Source organism: Kitasatospora sp. NPDC092286, assembly GCF_044755565.1.
In the GTDB taxonomy this organism is placed as follows: Bacteria; Actinomycetota; Actinomycetes; order Streptomycetales; family Streptomycetaceae; genus Kitasatospora.
The window spans coordinates 162,016-187,204 of sequence record NZ_JBIVRD010000015.1 but is presented as its reverse complement, the minus strand read 5'-3'; the positions used below and the strand labels follow the sequence as shown (position 1 = coordinate 187,204).

Sequence of the window (25,189 nt, the reverse complement as noted above, 5' to 3'; positions counted from 1 at the left end):
CCGAGTCGACCCGAACCGAACCGACCCAAGGAAGTGACGGCATGTTGCGCACCGAGCTGATCCGGCCGCTGCCCGAACTGCTGGCCGAGCACGCCCGCGACAGCTCGGACAAGACCGCGTTCCGCGACGCCGTCCGCGGCGTGACCTACGCCGAGCTCCACGCCCGCACCGGCCGGATCGCCGGCCACCTCGCCGACCTGCGCCTCCAGCCCGGCGACCGGGCCGCGATCCTGCTCGGCAACAGCGTCGAGGTGGTGGAGGCCTACTTCGGCATCCTGCGCGCCGGCGCCATCGGCGTCCCGCTCAACCCGCACGCCACCGAGGCCGAACTCACCCACCTGCTGGACGACAGCGGCGCCCGCGTCGTCATCACCGACGCCGCCCGCGCCGCCGGCCTGGACGCCCTCGCCCGCGGCCGGGCCGACCTGCGGGTGATCGTCACCGGCGAGGGCCCCGTCCCGGCCGGCACCCTCTCCTTCGAGACCCTGGCCGGCACCGACCCCGCCACCCCCGCGCGCGACGACCTCGGCCTCGACGACCCCGCCTGGATGCTCTACACCTCCGGCACCACCGGCCGGCCCAAGGGCGTGCTGTCCACCCAGCGCAACTGCCTCTGGTCGGTCGCCGCCTGCTACGTGCCGGTGCCCGGCCTGAGCGCCGAGGACCGGGTGGTCTGGCCGCTGCCGCTGTTCCACAGCCTTTCCCACATCGCCTGCGTGCTGAGCGTCACCGCCGTCGGCGCCACCGCCCGCATCCTCGACGGCTTCGCCGCGCGGGACGTCCTGGAGGCCGTCCGCGAGGAGTCCGCGACCTTCCTGGCCGGCGTGCCCACCATGTACCAGCAGCTGGTGCGCGCCGCCCGAGAGGACGGCTTCACCGCGCCGGCCCTGCGGATGTGCCTGGTCGGCGGCGCCATGACCACCGTCACGCTGCGGCGCTCCTTCGAGGAGGCGTTCGGCGCGCCGCTCATCGACGCCTACGGCTCCACCGAGACCTGCGGCTCGATCACCGTCAACTGGCCCACCGGCGCCCGCGTCGAGGGCTCCTGCGGCCTGCCCGTCCCCGGCCTGGGTGTGCGCCTGGTCGACGTCGAGACCGGCCTGGACGTCGCCGACGGCGAGGAGGGCGAGGTCTGGGTGCGCGGCCCGAGCGTGATGCTCGGCTACCACAACCAGCCCGAGGCCACCGAGCAGGCGCTGCGCGGCGGCTGGTACCACACCGGCGACCTCGCCCGGCGCGACGGCTCCGGCTACTTCACCATCACCGGCCGGATCAAGGAACTCATCATCCGCGGCGGCGAGAACATCCACCCGGCCGAGGTGGAGGAGGTGCTGCGCGGAGTGCCCGGCGTCACGGACGTCGCCGTCGTCGGCAAGCCCCACGAGGTGCTCGGCGAGGTGCCGGTGGCCTTCCTGGTGCCCGGCCCCGGCGGCCTCGACCCGGAGGCCCTGCTGGCCGCCTGCCGGGAACGGCTCTCCTACTTCAAGGTCCCCGAGGAGCTGTACGAGACGGAGCGCATCCCGCGCACCGCCTCCGGCAAGATCACCCGGCACGTGCTGCTCGACGCGCCCGCCCGGCTGCGGGCCGCCGGCGGCAGCCACTACGAGCACCTGTTCCGCGTCGACTGGCTGCCGCTCTCCTCCGTCCCCGGCGCCCGCCCCGCCGCCGGCACCTGGGCGGTGCTCGGCGCGGACGCCTTCGGCCTCGCCGACGCCCTCGGCGCCGCCGCCCACCCCGACCCGGCCGCGCTGGCCGCGGCCGGCCCGCTGCCCGATGTCGCCGTGCTCGGCGTCGGCGCCGGCCTGCGCACCCCCGGACCGCTCGCCGCCGATGTCGAGGACGCCGTGCGCGCCCTCGACGGGCAGCTCACCGCCTGGCTCGCCGAGGAACGGCTCGCCGACACCGCGCTGGTCGTCGTCACCCGGGGCGCCGCCGGACCCGGCGGCGCCACTGACCTCGTCCAGGCCGCGCTGCGCGGCGTGGTCCGCGCCGCCCGGGTGGCGAACCCCGGCCGGTTCCTGCTGGTCGACCTCGACGCGGAGGAGAACGCCGCCGACGCCCTGGCCACCGCCGTCGCCTCCGGCGAACCCGAACTCGTCGTCCGCTCCGGCGTGGCGCTGCGCCCGCGCGCCGCCCGGGTGTCCGCCGCGCTCGCCCACGGCGAGCCCGGCGCCCGCTTCGACCCGCGCCGCGCCGTCCTGGTCACCGGCGCCGACGGGCCGGCCGCCGCCGCCGTCGCCCACCACCTGGTGGCCGGCCGCGGCGTGCGCCGGATCCTGCTCACCAGCCCCCACGGCCCCGCCGACCGGGCCGCCGCCGAACTCGCCGAACGGCTCACCGCCGCCGGCGCCGAGACCACCCTCAGCGCCCTCGACCTCGCCGACCGCGACGCCCTCGCCGACTGGCTGGCCGGCCCGGGCACGCGCTTCAACGCCGTCGTCCACACCCCCGGCGCGGCCTTTCCCGGCCTCGGCGCCGCCCTCGCCGCCGCCGTCAACCTGCACGAACTGACCGCCGGCACCGAGCTGTCCGCCTTCGTCGTGCACACCCCCACCGTCGGACCGCTCGGCACCCCCGGCGCCCCCGGGGAGGCCGCCGCCGCGGCGTTCCTCGACGCCCTCGCCCACTACCGCAGCCGCCACGGCCTGCCCGGCCTCGCCCTCATCACCGGCCCCGCCGACGGGGACGGACGCCCCGTTCCGCCCGGCCTCGGCCGGCTCACCGCCCAGGAGAGCGCCGCCGCGTTCGACGCCGCCCACCTGGCCGACCACACCTCCCTGCTGCTGCTCCGGCTCGACCCCGAAGGGCTGGACGCCCTCGCCCCGCGGGACGTCCCGGCCCTGCTGCGCGACCTCATCGACACCCCGGCCGGCCCGAGCGCCCCGGACACCGCGACCGCCGCCGCGCTGCGCCGCCGCCTGGCTGGCCGCCCGGCCGCTGACCGGCAGCGCGAACTGCTCGACCTCGTCCTCGCGGAGACCGCCGGGCTGGCCGGCGACGGCCCCGACCCGATCCGCCCCGACGGCCCGTTCAAGGACCTCGGCTTCACCTCCGCCACGGCCGTCGAACTGCGCGGCCGCCTCACCGCGGCCACCGGCCTGCGGCTGCCCGCCACCCTCGCCTTCGACCACCCCAACCCGACCGCCGTCGCGGCCTTCCTGGTGAACACGCTGACCGGCCGTCCGGCCACCGCCGCCCGGCCCGCGCCCGTACCGCGCACCGTGCCGCCCGCCGAGGACCCCGTCGTCATCGTCGGCGCCGCCTGCCGCCTGCCCGGCGGCGTCGCCTCCCCGGCCGACCTGTGGCGGCTGGTCGCCGAGGGCACCGACGCGATCACCCCCTTCCCCGCCGACCGCGGCTGGGACCTCGACGCCCTCTACGACCCGGACCCGGCCGTCCCCGGCACCTCCTACGCCCGTCATGGCGGATTCCTGCACGACGCAGGCGAGTTCGACGCCGCCTTCTTCGGGATCTCCCCGCGCGAGGCGCTGGCGACGGACCCGCAGCAGCGGCTGCTGCTGGAGACCTCCTGGGAACTGCTGGAGCGCGCGGGCATCGACCCGACCTCGCTCAAGGGGCAGCCGGTCGGCGTCTACGCGGGCCTGATGTACCACGACTACGCCACCGACCTCGCCGAGGTCCCGGACGGCCTGGAGGGCTACCTCGGCACCGGCAACGCCGGCTCGGTCGCCTCCGGCCGCATCTCCTACACCCTCGGCCTCGAAGGCCCTTCGGTGACGGTGGACACCGCCTGCTCCTCCTCCCTGGTGGCCCTGCACCTGGCCGCCCAGGCGCTGCGCGAGGGCGAGTGCACGCTCGCCCTGGCCGGCGGCGCCGCGGTCATGGCCCGGCCCACCTCCTTCGTCGAGTTCTCCCGCCAGCGCGCACTCTCCGCCGACGGCCGGGCCCGCGCCTACGCGGACGGCGCCGACGGCACCGCCTGGGCCGAGGGCGTGGGTCTGGTGCTGCTGGAGCGGTTGTCGGACGCCCGGCGCCTGGGGCACGAGGTGCTGGCCGTGGTCCGGGGTTCGGCCGTCAACCAGGACGGTGCGTCCAACGGCCTCACCGCGCCCAACGGGCCCGCCCAGCAGCGGGTGATCCGGGCCGCGCTCGCCAACGCCGGGCTGACGGCGGCGGACGTCGACGCCGTCGAGGGCCACGGGACGGGGACCTCGCTGGGCGACCCGATCGAGGCGCAGGCGGTGCTGGCCACCTACGGGCAGGGCCGTTCGGCCGAACAGCCGCTGTGGCTGGGGTCGTTGAAGTCCAACATCGGCCACGCCCAGGCCGCCGCCGGCATCGCCGGCGTGATCAAGATGGTCGAGGCGCTGCGCCACGGCGTGCTGCCGAAGAGCCTGCACATCGACGCGCCCAGCACCAAGGTGGACTGGGAGTCCGGCGCGGTCGCCCTGCTCACCGAGGAACGGGCCTGGCCCGAGGTCGACCGGCCGCGCCGGGCCGCCGTCTCCTCGTTCGGCGTCAGCGGCACCAACGCCCACGTCGTCCTGGAGCAGGCTCCCGCCCAGGAGCCGGCGAACCGAGCGGTGCCCGCCGGACTCGACGGCGAACTCGACGCCGGTTCCGGTACCCCGGTGCCCTGGCTGCTCTCCGCCCGTTCCCCCGAGGCCCTGCGCGAACAGGCCGAACGGCTTGCCGAGTTCACCGAGGCCAGGCCCGTCGCCGAGGCGCCGGCCGTCGCCCGCGCGCTCGCCGGCTCCCGGGCCGCGCTGGAACGGCGGGCCGTCGTGGTCGCCGCCGACCGGGCGCGGGCGCTGAGCGGGCTGAGGGCCCTGGCCGAGGGGGAGGCCGTGGCCGGGCTGGTGTCCGGTCGGGCGGAGGTGGGCGGTCGGTCGGTGTTCGTTTTCCCGGGTCAGGGTTCCCAGTGGGTGGGGATGGGGCGTCGGCTGCTTGCTGAGTCCGTGGTCTTCGCGGAGGTTCTCGGTGAGATCGACGAGGCTTTGAAGTCTTATGTCGACTGGTCGTTGCTCGATGTGGTGAATCAGGTGCCGGGTGCGGCCTCGCTGGAGCGGGTGGACGTGGTGCAGCCGGTGTCGTTCGCGGTGAACGTCGGCCTGGCCCGCCTCTGGGCGTCGCTGGGTGTTGTTCCGGACGCGGTGGTCGGCCACTCGCAGGGGGAGATCGCGGCGGCGCATGTCGCGGGCATCCTCTCCCTGGACGACGCCGCCGCCGTGGTGGCGTTGCGGTCGCAGGCCATCGCCCGCGGCCTGGCCGGACGCGGCGGCATGGTCTCGGTCGGGCTGCCGCTCGCAGAGGTGGCCGACCGGCTCCCCGTCGGGGTCGAGGTCGCGGCCGTGAACGGTCCGTCCTCGGTCGTGGTGGCCGGTGACCCGGCCGGGCTCGACACCCTGGTGGCCGCGTACGAGGAGCAGGGAGTGCGGGTCCGTCGGATCCCGGTGGACTATGCCTCCCACACCGCCCACGTGGAGTCGATCGAGGCCGAACTCGCCGAGCTGCTGGGTTCGGTGAAGCCGCAGCCGGCCGTCGTCCCGTTCCTGTCGACGGTCGAGAGCCGCTGGCTGGAGGGTCCGGAGCTGGACGCGGGGTACTGGTACCGCAACCTGCGGCAGACCGTCCGCTTCGCCGAGGCCGTCGAGACCCTGGCGGGCGTGGGTTTCCGGGCGTTCGTCGAGGTCAGCGCGCACCCCGTGCTCGCCCACGCCGTCGTCGAGGCCCTGGAGGCGGCCGTCCAGGCGCCGACCGTCGTCACCGGGACCCTGCGCCGCGAGGACGGCGGCTGGGACCGCGTCCTGCTCGCCGCCGCCGAACTCCACGTGCACGGCCTGCCCGTGGACTGGTCCACGGCCCACGCCGAGGCCGGCACCGTCCGCCCCTCCGAACTGCCCACCTACCCCTTCCAGCACCAGCGCTACTGGCTCCGGCCGGGCCGCGCCGCCGGCGACCTCGCCGCCGTCGGCCTGGACAAGGCCGGCCACCCGCTGCTGGAGGCCGAACTGCTGCTCGGCACCGAGGAAGGCGCCGTCTTCACCGGCCGGATCACCGAACGCACCCTGCCCTGGCTGGCCGACCACCGGGTCGGCGGCGCGACGCTGCTGCCCGGCACCGCGCTGCTCGACGCCCTCGCCCACGTCGGCCACCGGCTCGGCGTGCCCACGGTCGAGGAACTGACCGTCTCCGCCCCGCTCGTCGTCCCGGACGGCGGCGGCCTCGACCTCCAGGTCCACGTCGGCGAGGCCGAGGACGGCCGCCGCGCCGTCCGGCTGCTCACCCGCACCGGCCCCGGCCTGCCGTGGCACGCCAACGCCACCGGAACGCTCGCCCCTGAGGGCCCGGAGCCCTCCACCGCCGACGAACTGACGGTCTGGCCGCCCGCCGGAGCCCGCCCGCTCGACATCGACGGCCTCTACGACCGGCTCACCGTCGCCTACGGCCCCGCGTTCCACGCCGTCGAGGCCGCCTGGCTCGCCGACGGCCGCCTCTACGCCCAGCTCCGCCTCCCCGACACCACCTCGGACGCCGCCGCCTACGGCCTGCACCCCGCCCTGCTGGACGCCGCCCTCCACCCGCTCGGCGAGGCCGGCTTCTTCCCCGGCGCCGACGTGCCCAGGCTCGCCTTCTCCTGGGCCGGCGTGCGCCTGCACGCCACCGGCGCCGAGGCGCTGCGCGTGGTCGTCACCTCCGCCGGCCCCGACACCCTCACCATCCGGGCCGCCGACGACACCGGCGCCCCCGTCGTGGACGTCGAGGCCCTCACCGTGCGGCCGGTGGGCCCGCGCGGCCTCACCGCCGGTCCGGCGGACGACGCGGCCCTGTTCGAGGTCGACTGGGTCCCCGCGCCCGAGGCCGCCGACGCGCCCGCCGACTGGACCCTCCACAGCGATCTGCCCGAGGACGGAGCCCTGCCGCCCCTCGTGGTCCTGCCCGCCGGCGGCGGCGCGCCCTCCGACACCGTGCCCGAGCGCGCCCACGCCGTCGGCCACGACGTCCTGCGGGCGCTCCAGGCCTGGCTGGCCGACGACCGGACGGCCGACTCCCGGCTCGTCGTCGTCACCCGGCGCGGCGAACTCGTCCAGGAACCCGTCCGGGGCCTGGTGCGCACCGCCCAGTCGGAGAACCCCGGCCGCTTCGTCCTCGTCGAGGCCGACGACCCGGCCGACGCCGCCCGGGCGGTGGCCGCCGCACCGGGCGACGAACCGCAGCTGGCGCTGCGAGACGGGCGACGGCTGGTCGCCCGCCTGCGCCGCCCGGCCGCCCGGCCCGCCCCCGCAGAGGGCGCGCCGTCCCCGCTGGCCGGTGGCACCGTCCTGGTCACCGGCGCCAACGGTGGCCTGGGCCGCCTGGTGGCCCGTCACCTCGCGGCGGTCCACCGCGTCGCGGAACTCGTGCTCCTCTCCCGCTCCGCCGTGCCCGCCGACCTGCTCGAAGAACTCGCCGCGCACGGCACCCTGGTCCGCGCCGAGGCCGTCGACACCGCCGACCGCACCGCGTTGGCCGCCGTCGTCGACACCCTCGCCGACCGCCTGACCGGCGTCGTCCACGTCGCCGGGATCGTCGACGACGGCGTCGTCGAAGCCCTGGACGCCGCCAAGTGGCACAGCGTGCTGCGCCCGAAGGTCGACGCCGCCTGGCACCTGCACGAGCTCACCGCCGGCCTCGACCTGGCCGCGTTCGCGCTCTACTCCTCCGCCTCCGGCGTCCTCGGCGGCTCCGGCCAGGGCAACTACGCGGCCGGCAACGCCTTCCTCGACGGCCTGGCCGCCCACCGGCGCTCGCTCGGACTGCCCGCCGTGTCGCTCGCCTGGGGCCTGTGGGCCGAGGCCGCCGGCATGGGCGGCCGGCTCAGCGACACCGACCTCGCCCGGATGGCCCGGGTCGGTACCCGCCCCCTCTCCGCCGACCAGGGCCTCGCCCTCCTGGACGCCGCGCTCACCGGCGAGCCCGCGGCCGTGGTGCCGATCAGGCTCGACGTCACCGGCGTCCGGACCGAGGACCTCCCGCCGCTGCTGCGCGACCTGGCACCCGCCGCCCGCGCACCCCGCGCCCTGCGACGGGCCGCCGCCCGCACCGCCGCGGACGGCGCCGGCACCCTCGCCCGGCGGCTCGCCGGACTCTCCGCCGCCGACCGCGACGAGCTGCTGACCGCCCTCGTCCGCGACACCGCCGCCGCCGTCCTCGGCCACGGCTCGGCCGCGGCGCTGGACGTCGACAAGGCGTTCAAGGAACTCGGCATCGACTCGCTCACCGCCGTCGAACTCCGCAACGCCCTCGGCACCGCCACCGGTCTGCGCCTGCCCGCCACCCTGGTGTTCAACTACCCGACGCCCAGGGCCCTCGCCGCCCACCTCGCGACCGAGCTCGTCGGCGCGGAACCGGCCCCCGCCGCCCCCGCCACCCCCGCGGCACAGGCCGCCGGGACCGAGGACGAGCCGATCGCGATCGTCGCCGTCGGCTGCCGCTTCCCCGGCGGCCTCGACTCCGGCGAGGACCTCTGGCGCTTCGTCGCCGCCGGCAGCGACGCCGTCACCGGCCTGCCCACCGACCGGGGCTGGGACCTCGACGGCAGCTACGACCCCGACCCCGACGCCCCCGGCCGCACCTACGTGCGCGGCGGCGGATTCCTGCCCGGCATCGCCGACTTCGACGCCGCCTTCTTCGGCATCAACCCGCGCGAGGCCCTGGCGATGGACCCGCAGCAGCGCCTGCTGCTCGAAGTCGCCTGGGAGACCCTGGAGCGCGCCGGACTCGACCCCACCGCCCTGCGCGCCACCCCGACCGGCGTCTTCATCGGTACCCACGGCCAGGACTACGGCACCCAGGGCACCGGCGGCGCCGCCGACGAGGGCTACCTGGTCACCGGCAACGCGGGCAGCGTGCTCTCCGGCCGCCTCTCCTACGCCCTCGGCCTGGAGGGACCCGCGATCACCGTCGACACCGCCTGCTCCTCCTCCCTGGTCGCCCTGCACCTCGCAGCCCAGGCGCTCCGCGCCGGGGAGTGCACGCTGGCCCTGGCCGGCGGCGCCTCGGTGATGTCCACGCTCGAAGGCCTGGTCGGCTTCTCCCGGCAGCGCGGCCTCGCCGCCGACGGCCGGAGCAAGGCCTTCGCCGACGCCGCCGACGGGTTCGGGATGTCCGAGGGCGTGGGCCTGCTGCTGCTGGAACGGCTGTCCGACGCCCGGCGGCTCGGGCACGAGGTGCTGGCGGTCGTCCGCGGTTCGGCCGTCAACCAGGACGGTGCGTCCAACGGTCTGACCGCCCCGAACGGTCCCTCGCAGGAGCGGGTGATCCGGGCCGCGCTCGCCAACGCCCGCCTGACGGCCGCCGACGTCGACGCCGTCGAGGCGCACGGCACCGGCACCCCGCTCGGCGACCCGATCGAGGCACACGCCCTGCTCGCCACCTACGGCAAGGACCGCCCGGCCGAACAGCCGCTCTGGCTCGGGTCGGTGAAGTCCAACATCGGCCACACCCAGGCCGCCGCCGGTGCGGCGGGCGTGATCAAGATGGTCGAGGCGCTGCGGCACGGCGTGTTGCCACAGACCCTCCACATCGACGCGCCCTCCTCGCACATCGACTGGTCCTCGGGCGGCATCGCCCTGCTCACCGAGCAGCGGGCCTGGCCGGAGGCCGGCCGCCCGCGCCGGGCCGGCGTCTCGGCGTTCGGTGTGAGCGGGACGAACGCGCACGTGATCCTGGAGCAGGCGGAGCCGGCCGGCGGCGCCGTGTCCGTCGATGGCACTCCCGTCGGTGTCACGACCGGTACCGATACGACCGCCGGGACGGCCGGCGCCGCCGATGCCGCCGTGTCCGTCGAGGACACCGCCGTCGAGGACACCGCGGCCGCCACCGCTGCGACGGCCACCGCGACCGGCACCACCGAGCCCATCGATGGAGCCGCAACGCCCGCCGGTGTCGGCGCCACCCCGACCGGTACCGCCGGTGCCGGTGCCGGGGAGAACGTGGTTCCCTGGGTGGTCTCGGCCGCCTCGGAGGCGGCGCTGCGTCAGCAGGCCGCGCGGCTGGCGGCCTTCGCGGAGGGGCCGCCGGTGCCGGACCTCGCCGCCACCGCCCGGGCGCTCGTCGCCGCGCGCACCCGGTTCACCGAGCGGGCCGTCGTGGTCGGCACCGACCGGGCCGCGCTCGTCGCTGCCCTGAGGGCCCTGGCCGAGGGGGAGGCCGTGGCCGGGCTGGTGTCCGGTCGGGCGGAGGTGGGCGGTCGGTCGGTGTTCGTTTTCCCGGGTCAGGGTTCCCAGTGGGTGGGGATGGGGCGTCGGCTGCTCGCTGAGTCCGTGGTCTTCGCGGAGGTTCTCGGTGAGATCGACGAGGTTTTGAAGTCTTATGTCGACTGGTCGTTGCTCGATGTGGTGAATCAGGTGCCGGGTGCGGCCTCGCTGGAGCGGGTGGACGTGGTGCAGCCGGTGTCGTTCGCGGTGAACGTCGGCCTGGCGCGGCTGTGGGCGTCGCTGGGTGTTGTTCCGGATGCGGTGGTGGGTCACTCGCAGGGGGAGATCGCGGCGGCGCATGTCGCGGGCATCCTCTCCCTGGAGGACGCGGCGGCGGTGGTGGCGTTGCGGTCGCAGGCCATCGCGCGGGGTCTGGCGGGTCGGGGCGGGATGGTGTCGATCGGGCTGCCGCTCGCCGAGGTGACCGGCACGCTGCCGGACGGCGTGGAGGTCGCGGCCGTGAACGGCCCGTCCTCGGTCGTCGTCGCCGGTGACCCGGCCGGGCTCGACACCGTGGTGGCCGCCTTCGAGGAGCGCGGCGCCCGGGTGCGGCGGATCCCCGTCGACTACGCCTCCCACACCTCGCACGTGGAGTCCATCGAAGCCGAACTCGCCGAGCTGCTCGGCGCCGTGAAGCCCCGTCCCGCCGCCATCCCCTTCCTCTCCACCCTGGAGAGCCGCTGGCTGGAGGGTCCGGAGCTGGACGCGGGGTACTGGTACCGCAACCTGCGGCAGACCGTCCGCTTCGCCGAGGCCGTCGAGACCCTGGCGGGCGAGGGTTTCCGGGCGTTCGTCGAGGTCAGCGCGCACCCCGTGCTCGCGCACGCCGTCGTCGAGGCCCTGGAGGCGGCCGTCCAGGCGCCGACCGTCGTCACCGGGACCCTGCGCCGCGAGGACGGCGGCTGGGACCGCGTCCTGCTCGCCGCCGCCGAACTCCACGTGCACGGCCTGCCCGTGGACTGGTCCACGGCCCACGCCGAGGCCGGCACCGTCCGCCCCTCCGAACTGCCCACCTACCCCTTCCAGCACCAGCGCTTCTGGCTGGAGCCCGTGGCCGCCACCGGTGACGTGACCGCGTTCGGGGTCGCCGCCGCCGAGCACCCGCTGCTCGGTACCTTGGTCGAACTGCCCGACGGGGGAGAGGTGTTCACCGGGCGGCTGTCGATCCGATCGCACCTGTGGCTGGCCGGCCACGCCGTCTCCGGGACGGTCCTGCTGCCCGGTGCGGCCTTCCTCGAACTCGCCCTGTGGGCGGGGGAGCGGACCGGTCTCGGGCGCCTCGACGAACTGGTCGTCGAGGCGCCCGGGATCCTGCCCGAGCGCGGTGGCCTCCAGGTCCGTGTCACGGTCGATCCGGCCACCACCGCCGACGACCGCCGGGCCGTCCACGTGCACTCGCGGCCCGAGGACGCGGAGGGCGGCGTGTGGACCCGGCACGCCACCGGCTTCCTGGCGGCCGAGACCGCACCGGAGTTCGGCTACGAGGCGTGGCCGCCGGCCGGCGCGGAGCCGGTCGCCCTGGACGGCTTCTACGAGCGGCTGGCCGAGGCGGGCTACGAGTACGGCGACGCGTTCCGGGGCCTGCGGGCCGCCTGGCGGTCGGGCGAGGAGGTGTTCGCCGAGGTCGCGCTGCCGGAGGAACTGACGGACTCCGCCGGGCGGTTCGGACTGCACCCGGCCCTGCTGGACGCCGCCCTGCAGTCCGCCAACCTGGGCGCGGCGCCGGTGGCAGGACCGGGGGAGGTGCTGCTGCCGTTCGCCTGGAACGACGTGGCCCTGTACGCGTCCGGGGCCACCGCGCTGCGGGTGCACTCCCGCCGGGAGGGCCCGGACAGCGTCTCCTTCGCGCTGACCGACCCGGTCGGCCGGCCCGTCGGTGCCGTCGGGGCGCTGGTCCTGCGGCCGGTGGCGCCCGAGCGGCTGTCCGCCGCCCAGGACACCGCCGCCGAGCACCTGTACCGCGTCGACTGGGCGCCCGTCGACCTGCCGCGGGCGGCGGACCGCCCGTCCGAGGACGACGTGCTCGACCTGACCCGCGTCCCCGAGGGGTTGCCGGCGTCGCAGGCGGCCCGCGCACTCGTCGGCGCCGCGCTCGGCGGGATCCAGGAGCACCTGGCCGGTGACTCCGCCGGCCCGCTCGCGGTCCTGACCGCGAACGGCGCCGGGGACCCGGCGGCCGCCGCCGTCCGGGGTCTGGTCCGCACCGCGCAGCTCGAACACCCGGGCCGGATCGTCCTGGTGGACACCGACGGCTCGGCGGTGCCCGCCTCACTGGTGGCCGACGCGCTCGCGTCCGGCGAACCCCACGTCACCTGGCGCGACGGGACTGCGGTGGTGCCGCGCCTGGCGCGTGCTGAGGTGCCCGCCGGTGCCGGGCTGGTTCTGGATCCGGTGGGGACGGTGCTGGTGACCGGTGGTACGGGGACGCTGGGCGGGCTGGTGGCCCGGCATCTGGTGGAGTCGTACGGGGTGGGGCGGCTGTTGCTGGTGAGTCGTCGCGGTCCGGAGGCGCCGGGTGCGGCGGAGTTGGTGGCCGGGCTTGAGGCGCTCGGCGCGTCGGTGGAGGTGGTGGCTGCCGACGTGTCGGACCGCTCGGTGGTCGACGAGTTGGTGGGTGGGGTTCCGGCGGAGCGTCCGCTGACGGCGGTGGTGCACACCGCCGGCGCGCTGGCCGACGGTGTGTTCGAGGCGGGGTCCGCGGAGCGGCTGGGGGAGGTGTTCGCCCCGAAGGCGGACGCGGCCTGGCATCTGCACGAGGCGACCGAGGGGCTGGGCCTGGCGGCCTTCGTCCTCTTCTCCTCCGGCGCGGGCGTGTTCGGGAACGCCGGGCAGAGCTTGTACGGGTCGGCGAACGGTTTCCTGGACGGTCTGGCCGGGTGGCGCCGTGAGCGGGGCCTGCCGGCGGTTTCGCTGGCCTGGGGCCTGTGGGCGCAGGCCAGTGGCCTGACCGGGCATCTGGACGAGGCCGACCGCGCCCGGCTGGCCCGGGGTGGTCTCAAGGCTCTGGCGGCGGAGGAGGCGCTGGTGTTGTTCGACGCCGCGCTGCGTTCGCCGGAGGCGCTGCTGGTCCCGGCCCGGCTGGACCGCGACGCGCTGCGCAAGCAGGCGGCGGGCGGCGAGCTGAACCCGCTGCTGCGCGGTCTGGTCCGCACCCCCCGCCGCACCGCCGCCACCGGCGCACCCGCCGACGACGGCCGTGAGGTCCTGTTCCGCAGGCTCTCCGCGGTGGGCGAGGCCGAACAGCTCCGGCTGCTCCTGGACCTGGTCCGGGCCAGCGCGGCCAAGGTGCTCGGCCAGAGCATCGACGAGACGGTGAAGCCCGCTCAGGCGTTCAAGGACGTCGGTTTCGACTCGCTGACCTCGCTGCGGATCCGCGGCAGCCTCACCGAGGCCACCGGTGTCCGGCTCCCGGCGACCCTGGTCTTCGACCACCCGACCCCGGCCGCCGTCGCCGAGCACCTGCGAGACCGGCTGGGCCTGGCGGGCTCGGTGGCCGTGCCGCCCGTCCTGCTCGAACTCGACCGGCTGGAGCAGGCGTTGGCGGCCACGGCCGGGACGGCCGGCGCGTCCGGGGCGCCCGACGGACTGCGCGCCCAGGTGGCCGCCCGTCTGGAGGCCCTCACCGCCCGCTGGGCGGAGTCGGGCGAGGAGCCCGAGACCGAGGGCGTCGACCTGGGCGCCGCCTCGGACGACGAGCTCTTCGACCTGATCGACAACGAACTCGGCCTTTCCTGATGACGGATACGAGGAAGAACCCCATGTCGAACGACGACAAGCTGCGCGACTACCTCAAGCGCGTCACGGCCGACCTCCAGCAGACCAAGCGCCGCCTGCGCGACGTCGAGGCCCGGCGCACCGAGCCGATCGCCATCGTCGGGATGGCCTGCCGGCTGCCCGGCGGCGTCGCCTCCCCGGCCGACCTGTGGCGGCTGGTCCACGACGGCGCCGACGCCATGGCCCCGTTCCCCCGCGACCGGGGGTGGGACGTGGACGGCCTGTACGACCCCGACCCGGACGCCGCCGGGAAGACCTACGCGGAGGAGGGCGGATTCCTCGCCGACCCGGGCGGCTTCGACGCCGCGCTCTTCGGGATCTCGCCGCGCGAGGCGCTGGCGACGGACCCGCAGCAGCGGCTGCTGCTGGAGACCTCCTGGGAGGCCCTGGAGCGGGCCGGCATCGACCCGGCCTCGCTCAAGGGGCAGCCGGTCGGCGTCTACGCGGGGCTGATGTACCACGACTACGCGCACCACGTGCTCAACCTCCCGGAGGGCCTGGAGGGGTACTTCGGGATCGGCAACTCGGGCTCGGTCGCCTCCGGCCGGGTCTCCTACACCCTCGGTCTCGAAGGCCCTTCGGTGACGGTGGACACCGCCTGCTCCTCCTCCCTGGTCGCCGTCCACCTGGCCGCGCAGGCGCTGCGCGAGGGCGAGTGCACGCTGGCCCTGGCCGGCGGTGTCGCCGTGATGGCCACGCCGGAGGTGTTCGTCGACTTCGCCACCCAGCGCGGCCTGGCGCGCGACAGCCGCTGCAAGGCGTACGCGGACGCCGCCGACGGCACCGGCCTGGCCGAGGGCGTCGCCGTCCTCCTGCTGGAGCGGTTGTCGGACGCCCGGCGCCTGGGGCACGAGGTGCTGGCCGTGGTCCGTGGTTCGGCCGTCAACCAGGACGGTGCGTCCAACGGTCTGACCGCCCCGAACGGTCCCTCGCAGCAGCGGGTGATCCGGGCCGCGCTCGCCAACGCCGGGCTGACGCCCGCGGACGTCGACGCCGTCGAGGGCCACGGGACGGGGACCTCGCTGGGCGACCCGATCGAGGCGCAGGCGGTGCTGGCCACCTACGGGCAGGGCCGTTCGGCCGAACAGCCGCTGTGGCTGGGGTCGTTGAAGTCCAACATCGGCCACGCCCAGGCCGCCGCCGGTGCGGCGGGCGTGATCAAGATGGTGGAGGCGCTGCGGCACGGCGTGCTGCCGAAGAGCCTGCACATCGACACGCCCACCTCGAAGGTCGACTGGGACTCGGGCGCGGTCGCGCTCCTCACCGAACGCCGCGACTGGCCGGAGGTCGACCGGCCGCGCCGGGCCGCCGTCTCCTCGTTCGGCGTCAGCGGCACCAACGCCCACGTGATCCTGGAGCAGGCCCCGGTCGGGGACGCGCCGCAGCCGGACGCCGAACCGACCGGTGCCGCACTGCCGTTGGTGCTGTCGGCCGCCTCCGAGGACGCCTTGCGTGCCCAGGCCGGCGCCTGGGGCCGGCTCCTGGCCGAGCAGCCGGACACCGGCCTGGCCCGTACGGCCCGCACCCTCGTCGCCGCGCGCACCCGGTTCACCGAGCGGGCCGTCGTGGTCGCCGCCGACCGGGCGCGGGCGCTGAGCGGGCTGAGGGCCCTGGCCGAGGGAGGGGCCGTGGCCGGGTTGGTGTCCGGTCGGGCGGAGGTGAGCGGTCGGTCGGTGTTCGTTTTCCCGGGTCAGGGTTCCCAGTGGGTGGGGATGGGGCGTCGGTTGCTCGCTGAGTCCGTGGTCTTCGCGGAGGCTCTCGGTGAGATCGACGAGGTTTTGAAGTCTTATGTCGACTGGTCGTTGCTCGATGTGGTGAACCAGGTGCCGGGTGCGGCCTCGCTGGAGCGGGTGGACGTGGTGCAGCCGGTGTCGTTCGCGGTGAACGTCGGCCTGGCGCGGCTGTGGGCGTCGCTGGGTGTTGTTCCGGATGCGGTGGTGGGTCACTCGCAGGGGGAGATCGCGGCGGCGCATGTCGCGGGCATCCTCTCCCTGGAGGACGCGGCGGCGGTGGTGGCGTTGCGGTCGCAGGCCATCGCGCGGGGTCTGGCGGGTCGGGGCGGGATGGTGTCGATCGGGCTGCCGCTCGCCGAGGTGACCGGCACGCTGCCGGACGGCGTGGAGGTCGCCGCTGTCAACGGTCCGTCCTCGGTCGTCGTCGCCGGTGACCCGGCGGGTCTGGACACGCTCGTCGTCTCGTACGAGGAGCAGGGTGTGCGCGTGCGGCGGATCCCGGTGGACTACGCCTCGCACACCTCGCACGTGGAGTCGATCGAGGCCGAACTCGCCGAGCTGCTGGGTTCGGTGAAGCCGCGGCCGGCTGTCGTCCCGTTCCTGTCGACGGTCGAGAGCCGCTGGCTGGAGGGTCCGGAGCTGGACGCGGGGTACTGGTACCGCAACCTGCGGCAGACCGTCCGCTTCGCCGAGGCCGTCGAGACCCTGGCGGGCGAGGGTTTCCGGGCGTTCGTCGAGGTCAGTGCGCACCCCGTGCTCGCCCACGCCGTCGTCGAGGCCCTGGAGGAGGCCGTCCAGGCGCCGACCGTCGTCACCGGGACCCTGCGCCGTGAGGACGGCGGCTGGGACCGCGTCCTGCTCGCCGCCGCCGAACTCCACGTGCACGGCTTGCCCGTGGACTGGTCCACGGCCTTCCCGGACGCCGCCCTCCTCCCCGCCTCCGAGCTGCCCACCTACCCTTTCCAGCACCAGCGCTACTGGCTGGAGACCCGCCCCGCCACCGACGTGGGCGCCGCCGGGCTGGCGCCCGTCGGGCACCCGCTGCTGGGCGCGGCGGTGCAACTGCCCGAGGGCGGGGCGCTCCTCACCGGACGGCTCGACCCGAAGGATCACCCGTGGCTCGCGGACCACGCCGTCGCCGGCACCGTCCTCGCCCCGGGGGTCGTGCTGCTGGAGCTGGCCTCGCGGGCCGGCGACGAGGCGGGCACACCCACCGTCGAGGAGCTGGTGATCGAGGCCCCGCTGCTCGTCCCCGGGCGCGGCGCCCTGCAGCTGCACCTGCGGGTGGACGCGCCGGAGGACGGCGCCCCCGACAGCCGGCGGTCGTTCGCCCTGTACTCACGGCCCGAGGACGGCGAGGGCGGTGCCTGGACGAGGCACGCCACCGGTTTCCTGGGCGGCGAGCAGGCGCCGGACACCGTCGCCCCCGGCGCGTGGCCACCGGCCGGCGCGGAGCCGGTCGCCCTGGACGGCTTCTACGAGCGGCTGGCGGACCGCGGCTTCGGCTACGGACCGGCGTTCCAGGGACTGCGGGCCGTCTGGCGGCTCGACGGCGAGGTGCACGCCGAGGTGTCTCTGCCCGCCGGCCGGGCCGCCGAGGACTTCGGCATCCACCCGGTGCTGCTGGACGCCGCTCTGCAGTCCACCAACTTCCTGGGCATCGCCGAGCCGGAGCCGGGCCACGTCCTGCTGCCGTTCGCCTGGAACGACGTGGCACTGTTCGCCACGCGTCCCACCGCCCTGCGGGTGCACGCCCGGCAGACCGGCCCCCACGCGTTCTCGCTCGTCCTCACCGACCCGACCGGCGGACCGGTGGCCTCGGTCGGCTCCCTGTCGCTGCGGCAGGTGCCGGTCGACCGGCTCGCCGGCCTCGGCGGGGCCGGTACCGACCACCTCTACCAGGTGGGCTGGACGCCTCTCGTCCTGCCCGCCGACGCCGCCGGTGTCGCCGCCCCGGCGGTGCTGGACCTGACCGCCGGGACGGCCGAGGGGCCCGAGGGCGCCCGGGCGCTGGTCGGCCGGGTCTCGGAGTTCCTGCACCAGGGACTCACCGATCCCGCCCGGAGCGGGGAGCCGCTGGCGGTCGTGACCGGGCCGCCGGACGCGGACCCGGCGGTCAACGCGGTGTGGGGGCTGGTCCGTTCGGTCCAGCAGGAGCAGCCCGGCCGGGTCGTGCTCCTCGGTGGCGAAGGGACGGGCTTCCCTGCCGCGGCGGTGGACCCGTCGGTGGTGGGCGGCCTGCTGGCGTCGGGCGAGAACCAGGCGCTCTGGCGCGACGGGACTGCGGTGGTGCCGCGCCTGGCGCGTGCTGAGGTGCCCGCCGGTGCCGGGCTGGTTCTGGATCCGGTGGGGACGGTGCTGGTGACCGGTGGTACGGGGACGCTGGGCGGGCTGGTGGCCCGGCATCTGGTGGAGTCGTACGGGGTGGGGCGGCTGTTGCTGGTGAGTCGTCGCGGCGCGGAGGCGCCGGGTGCGGCGGAGTTGGTGGCCGGGCTTGAGGCGCTCGGCGCGTCGGTGGAGGTGGTGGCTGCCGACGTGTCGGACCGTTCGGTGGTCGACGAGTTGGTGGGTGGGGTTCCGGCGGAGCGTCCGCTGACGGCGGTGGTGCACACCGCCGGCGCGCTGGCCGACGGTGTGTTCGAGGCGGGGTCCGCGGAGCGGCTGGGGGAGGTGTTCGCCCCGAAGGCGGACGCGGCCTGGCATCTGCACGAGGCGACCGAGGGGCTGGGCCTGGCGGCCTTCGTCCTCTTCTCCTCCGGCGCGGGCGTGTTCGGGAACGCCGGGCAGAGCTTGTACGGGTCGGCGAACGGTTTCCTGGACGGTCTGGCCGGGTGGCGCCGTGAGCGGGGCCTGCCGGCGGTTTCGCTGGCCTGGGGCCTGTGGGCGCAGGCCAGTGGCCTGACCGGGCATCTGGACGAGGCCGACCGCGCCCGGCTGGCCCGGGGTGGTCTCAAGGCTCTGGCGACGGAGGAGGCGCTGGTGTTGTTCGACGCCGCGCTGCGTTCGCCGGAGGCGCTGCTGGTCCCGGCCCGGCTGGACCGCGACGCGCTGCGCAAGCAGGCGGCGGGCGGCGAGCTGAACCCGCTGCTGCGCGGTCTGGTCCGCACCCCCCGCCGCACCGCCGCCACCGGCGCACCCGCCGACGACGCGGCGGACTTCGCCGCCCGGCTGGCCGCGCTGCCGGAGCGCGATCAGCACCGCGAGGTCCTCGACCTGGTGCGCTCCGCCGCCGCCGCCGTCCTCGGGCACCCGTCCAAGAACGCCGTCGCCGCCGCCCAGGCCTTCAAGGAGACCGGGTTCGACTCGCTCGGCGCGGTGCAGCTGCGCAACCGGCTGGCCCGGGCGACGGGCGTCCGGCTCCCGGCGACCCTGGTCTTCGACCACCCGACCCCGCTCGCGCTCGCCCGCCACCTGCGGTCCGAGCTGCTGCCGGAGCCGGCGGCCGGCCCGGCGGCCGTGACCCCCGGGCCGCGTGCGGCCGGCCCGGACGCGGGACCCGTGCCCGTGGACGGGCCCGCCATCGCGGACCTGGACATCGACGGCCTCGTCGCCCGCGCCCTGCGTGGCCGCGGCTGAACCGCCCACCCGACCGCGCAGACCCACCGAGCCGACCCACCGAGCCGACCCACCGAGCCGACGCACCGCGCTCACCGACCCGCGCCCGTTCGTCCGCGCTCGGCGCCCGGCACACCTTCCGAAAGGCTGACATGACCACCACCAACGACGGCGCGGCCGCCTTCGACCAGACGGCGAGGCTGGTCGCGGCACTGCGGGCCGCGCTCCAGGACAACGAACAACTCGCAGCCGAGAAAGCCGCGTTGGAGGCGGCGGCCGGTGAGCCGATCGCCATCGTCGGGATGGCCTGCCGGCTGCCGGGCGACGTCACCTCCCCGGCCGAGCTGTGGCAGCTGGTCGCCGACGGACGCGACGGCGTGGCCGAGTTCCCCGAGGACCGCGGCTGGGACCTCGACGGGCTCTTCGACCCCGACCCGGACCGGGCCGGCCGCTCCTACGTCCGCGAGGGCGGATTCCTGCACGGCGCCGCCGACTTCGACGCCGCCTTCTTCGGGATCTCGCCGCGCGAGGCGCTCGCCATGGACCCGCAGCAGCGGCTGCTGCTGGAGACCTCCTGGGAGGCCCTGGAGCGGGCTGGCCTGGACCCGGCGGGCCTGCGCGGTACGGCCGTCGGCGTGTTCTCCGGCGTCATGTACCACGACTACGCCACCGGTCTGCGAAGTGTGCCCGCCGGGCTCGAAGGCTTCCTCGCCACCGGCACCTCCGGCTCCGTGGCCTCGGGCCGGGTCGCCTACACGCTCGGCCTGGAGGGGCCCGCGATTACCGTCGACACCGCCTGCTCCTCCTCGCTGGTCGCCGTCCACCTGGCCGCCCAGTCGCTGCGCAGCGGCGAGTCGACGCTGGCGCTGGCCGGCGGTGTCGCGGTGATGTCCCAGCCCTCGCCGTTCGTGGAGTTCTCCCGGCAGCGCGGCCTGGCGAGCGACGGGCGCTGCAAGGCCTTCGCGGACGCCGCCGACGGCACCGGCTGGGCGGAGGGCGTGGCGGTCCTCGTCCTGGAACGGTTGTCGGACGCCCGGCGCCTGGGGCACGAGGTGCTGGCCGTGGTCCGGGGTTCGGCCGTCAACCAGGACGGTGCGTCCAACGGCCTCACCGCGCCCAACGGGCCCGCCCAGCAGCGGGTGATCCGGGCCGCGCTCGCCAACGCCCGGCTGACGGCGGCGGACGTCGACGCCGTCGAGGGCCACGGCACCGGTACCTCGCTGGGCGACCCGATCGAGGCGCAGGCGGTGCTGGCCACCTACGGGCAGGGCCGTCCGGCCGAACAGCCGCTCTGGCTGGGGTCGTTGAAGTCCAACATCGGCCACACCCAGGCCGCCGCCGGCATCGCAGGCGTGATCAAGATGGTCGAGGCGCTGCGCCACGGCGTGCTGCCGCGGACCCTCCACGTGGACGCGCCGACCACCCAGGTCGACTGGTCGGTCGGGGAGGTGCGGCTGCTGACGGAGGCCCGGCCGTGGCCGGCGGCCGACCGCCCGCGCCGGGCCGCCGTGTCGGCCTTCGGGGTGAGCGGCACCAACGCCCACGTCATCCTGGAGGAGGCACCCGCCGCGGAGGCGCGGACACCCGCCGCCGAGCCCGCCGCCGAGCCCACCGCCCCCGAGGCCGCCGCCGTCCCCTGGCTGTTGTCCGCCGCTTCCGCCAGCGCCCTGCGCGCCCAGGCGGAGCGGCTGCTCGACTACACCGAGGCGCGCGGCCCGGCACCCGCCGACGCGGCCCGCGCGCTGGCCGAGGCCCGGACACTGCTGGCGCACCGCGCCGTCGTGGTGGCGGACGCGCTCGACGGTCACCGCACCGGCCTGGCCGCGCTCGCGGGCGACGCCGCCTCGCCCGCCCTGGTCACCGGCACGGCGGACGTCGCCGGGCAGACCGTCTTCGTCTTCCCGGGTCAGGGTTCCCAGTGGGTGGGGATGGGGCGTCGGCTGCTCGCTGAATCCGTGGTCTTCGCGGAGGCTCTCGGTGAGATCGACGAGGCTTTGAAGTCTTATGTCGACTGGTCGTTGCTCGATGTGGTGAACCAGGTGCCGGGTGCGGCCTCGCTGGAGCGGGTGGACGTGGTGCAGCCGGTGTCGTTCGCGGTGAACGTCGGCCTGGCGCGGCTGTGGTTCTCGTTGGGGGTGTTCCCGGACGCGGTGGTGGGTCACTCGCAGGGGGAGATCGCGGCGGCGCATGTCGCGGGCATCCTCTCGTTGGAGGACGCGGCGGCGGTGGTGGCGTTGCGGTCGCAGGCCATCGCGCGGGGTCTGGCGGGTCGGGGCGGCATGGTCTCGGTGGGCCTTCCCCGGGAGCGGGTGGCGAGCGCGCTGCCGGACGGCGTGGAGGTCGCGGCCGTGAACGGTCCGTCCTCGGTGGTCGTGGCCGGTGACCCGGCCGGGCTCGACACCCTGGTGACCGCGTACGAGGAGCAGGGTGTGCGGGTCCGTCGGATCCCGGTGGACTACGCCTCGCACACCTCGCACGTGGAGTCGATCGAGGCCGAACTCGCCGACCTGCTGGGCTCCGTGAAGCCCCAGCCCGCCGCGATCCCCTTCTTCTCCACCGTCGAGAGCCGCTGGCTGGAGGGTCCGGAGCTGGACGCGGGGTACTGGTACCGCAACCTGCGGCAGACCGTCCGCTTCGCCGACGCCGTCGACACCCTCGCCGCCGCCGAGTACCGGGCGTTCGTCGAGGTCAGCGCCCACCCCGTGCTCGCCCACGGCATCGTCGAGGCCCTGGAGGAGGCCTCCGTGCGCGAGGCGGCCGTCACCGGCACCCTGCGGCGCGACGAGGGCGGCTGGGACCGCGTCCTGCTCTCGGCCGCCGTCCTGCACGTCCGCGGCGTGGAGGTCGACTGGTCGGCCTCCTACGCGGGCGCCGGCACCCTCCCCGCCTCCGAGCTTCCGACCTACCCCTTCCAACACCGGCACTACTGGCTGGAGTCGGTGCCCGTGACGACCACCCCCGCAGGAGATTCCCCGATGGCCACCGAGACCGAGCCCGACATCACCACCGAGGAGGCGCCCGGCGCTGTCCTCGCCCGCCGGCTGGCGGACGCTGACCCGGGGGAGCGCCTGGCCGTGCTGGTCGACGTGGTCCGCACGGAGGTCGCGGCCGTCCTCGGGCACGAGGGCACCGGCGAGATCGGGGCGGACGCCGTCTTCTTCGACATCGGCTTCGTCTCGCTGACCGCCGTCGAACTGCGCAACCGCCTCCAGAACGTCACCGGGCTCGAACTGCCCGCCCTGCTCGCCTTCGACCAGCCCACCCCGGAGCGGCTCGCCGGCCACCTCCTCTCCCTGCTCGACGAGACCGGGTCCGGCGACACCGGAGCCGCCGAGACCGTGCCCGCCGAGACCGGAGCCGCCGAGCAGCGGACCGAAGGGAAGTGACCGCCGTGTTCGACACCACCGCCTACCTCAAGGCCCTCGACTACGACGGCCCGCTCGACCCCACCGCCGACACCCTGCGCGAGCTGCACCGGCGCCACCTGATCGCCGTCCCGTACGACTCCTCGCTCAACACCGCCCGCGGCGAGGCCCTGTGGGCGGGCGTCGACATCGACGTCGACGCCGTGTTCGACGCCGTCGTGCTCGGCGGCCGGGGCGGCGTCTGCTACGAACTGAACGGACTCTTCCTCGTGCTGCTGCGCGAACTCGGCTACGAGACCGGGCTGTTCTCGGCCGGGATCCGCCAGGTGGACGACAGCTTCGGGCCGGACCTGGAGCACGTCCTCGGCTTCGTCCGGCTGGACGGCGACCTCTGGCTGGTCGACGTCGGTTTCGTCGGCCCGTCCTACCTGGAGCCGCTGCGGGTGGTGCCCGACGAGGTGCAGCCGCAGTTCGGCACCGACTTCCGCGTCGTGCGCGCGGACACCGGCCACTACGTGGTGCAGCGCCGGGGCCGGGTCGGCGACTGGCGCGCCGTCTACCGGTTCCACTCGCGGCCGCGCGCCTTCGCGGACTGGCTGGTCCCCTCGCCGGAGCTGGACCGGTTCGCCCGGGCCCTGGCCGGCTCCGGCATCGTGGTGCGCGGCCGGGCCTTCGAGGGCGGCCAGCGGATCCTGATCGGCACCCGCCTGGTCGTCGTCGAGGACGGCACCGAGCGGCTGCGCGGCCTCGCCGACCCGGAGGAGCACGCCCGGGTGCTCGCCGAGATCCTGCGGAAGGACGCGGCCACCGCATGAGCGCCCCCGTCCACACCGAGACCGCCACCGACGCCGCCGCGGGCGACGGCGGCGGCCTCGACACCGACATCGCGATCGTCGGCTACGGGCCGGTCGGCCAGACCGCCGCCCTGCTGCTGGCCGCCCGCGGCCACCGGGTCACCGTCCTGGAGCGCTTCCCCCGGCCCTACCCGATGCCGCGGGCGGTCTCCTTCGACGGCGAGTCCGCCCGCATCCTCGCCGCCACCGGCGTGGGCGCGGCCCTGGACGAGCACGTCGAGTCCTCCCGGGACTACGTCTGGCACAACGCCGACGGGCAGACCCTCTTCCGGGTGGACGTCGAGGACGCCGGCCGCTCCGGCTGGCCCGACTCCAGCGCCGTCTACCAGCCGGGCCTGGAGACCGCGCTGGCCGCCCACGGCGAGCGGTACCCCACGCTGCGCGTCCTGCGCGGCCACCGGGTGACGGCGCTCGCCGACCGCGGCGACGCGGTCACGCTCACGGTCGAAGGACCGCGGACCGGCCCGTCGGGCGGCCCGCTCACCGCCCGCTGGGTGATCGGCTGCGACGGCGCCAACAGCGTGGTGCGCGAGGAGGCCGGGCTGACCGCCACCGACTTCGCGTTCTTCAACGACTGGCTGACCTGCGACGTCGTCCCGCACGACGGCCGGGAGTCCGTTCCCAACAACCTCCAGGTCTGCGACCCGGCCCGGCCGCGCACCGCCGTCTCCGCCGGGCCGGGCCACCGGCGCTGGGAGTTCATGCGGCTCGACCACGAGTCGCCCGAGGAGTTCGGCGGCGAGGCCAACGTCTGGAAGCTGCTCTCGCTGTTCGACATCGACCCCGGCAACGCCACCCTGCTGCGGCACGCCGTCTACACCTTCCAGGCGCGCTACGCGGACCAGTGGCGGCGCGGCCGGGTGCTGATCGCCGGGGACGCCGCCCACCTGATGCCGCCGTTCGCCGGGCAGGGCATGTGCTCGGGCTTCCGGGACGCCGCCAACCTCGCCTGGAAGCTGGACCTGGTGCTCACCGGCCGGGCCGCCGAAGGGCTGCTCGACAGCTACACCGCCGAGCGGCGCGAGCACGTGCGGCACGCGCTCACCATGTCGATGGACCTGGGCCGGGTCATCTGCCAGACCGACCCGGCCGCGGCCCGCGACCGCGACACCGTCATGCTGGCCGCCCAGGAGCGCGCCCGGCGCGGCGCGGAGGTCGGCGCAGCCCGGCCGCGCACCCCGGTCCAGCCGCTCACGGCGGGCCTGCGGCACGGCGGCGGGCCGGCCGGCGACCTGGTCGTGCAGGGGCGAGTGACGGCGGCCGGCCGGCCCGCCGGGCTCTTCGACGACGTGGTGGGGCGCGGCTTCGTGCTGCTCACCACCGAGCCGCCGGAGAGCCTGCTCACCGCCGGGGACCGCGCCTGGCTGGCCGACCTCGGCGGCCACGTGGTGAGGGTGCTCGCGCCCGCCGACGAGGAGCCCCCGGCGGGCGCGGTGGGCGACACCGACGGGGTGTACCTGCCGTACCTGGCCGAGACCGGGGCGGTCGCGGTGCTGGTCCGGCCCGACTTCTACGTCTACGGCGCGGCGGCGGACCGGACGGAGCTGGCCGCGCTCCTCGAAGCGCTCCGCACCGACCTCGCCGCCTGACGGCCCGACCGCCGCCCGTCGGAACCCGCCGGAACCCGCGGGGACTCGCGGGGACTCGCCCGCCGGCCCAGCCCCGGCCCGCCGCCCGCCCCCTCCCGCGCACGCGCTGACGGCCCGCTC

Annotated in this window: 4 protein-coding genes and 2 pseudogenes; all 6 read left to right on the top strand. The window is 76.0% G+C overall.

Annotation, left to right across the window (positions count from 1 at the left end):
- Positions 1–41 precede the first annotated feature (41 nt).
- The 6 genes and pseudogenes from ACIQIB_RS18005 to ACIQIB_RS17980 all read left to right on the top strand — a co-directional run bounded on the left by ACIQIB_RS18005 (position 42) and on the right by ACIQIB_RS17980 (position 25,069).
- On the top strand, positions 42–13,934 hold the full coding sequence (locus tag ACIQIB_RS18005; RefSeq protein ID WP_400758899.1) for an SDR family NAD(P)-dependent oxidoreductase: 13,893 nt from the start codon (positions 42–44) through the stop codon (positions 13,932–13,934).
- Positions 13,931–16,990: pseudogene (locus ACIQIB_RS18000) on the top strand (type I polyketide synthase); the annotation flags it as partial. The gene ACIQIB_RS18005 and the pseudogene ACIQIB_RS18000, both read left to right, overlap by 4 nt.
- Positions 16,991–19,282 carry a type I polyketide synthase gene (locus tag ACIQIB_RS17995; RefSeq protein ID WP_400758929.1) on the top strand — a complete coding sequence of 764 codons (2,292 nt, stop codon included), beginning with the start codon at positions 16,991–16,993 and terminating at the stop codon, positions 19,280–19,282.
- Positions 19,283–19,527: 245 nt separating this feature from the next.
- Positions 19,528–22,647, top strand: a pseudogene (locus ACIQIB_RS17990) (type I polyketide synthase); the annotation flags it as partial.
- Positions 22,648–22,652: 5 nt separating this feature from the next.
- Positions 22,653–23,441 carry an arylamine N-acetyltransferase gene (locus tag ACIQIB_RS17985; RefSeq protein ID WP_363614047.1) on the top strand — a complete coding sequence of 263 codons (789 nt, stop codon included), beginning with the start codon at positions 22,653–22,655 and terminating at the stop codon, positions 23,439–23,441.
- Complete coding sequence (locus ACIQIB_RS17980) at positions 23,438–25,069, top strand: bifunctional 3-(3-hydroxy-phenyl)propionate/3-hydroxycinnamic acid hydroxylase (protein WP_363614050.1); 1,632 nt, start codon at positions 23,438–23,440, stop codon at positions 25,067–25,069. Before ACIQIB_RS17985 ends, ACIQIB_RS17980 begins: the two co-directional genes overlap by 4 nt.
- Positions 25,070–25,189: the final 120 nt, after the last annotated feature.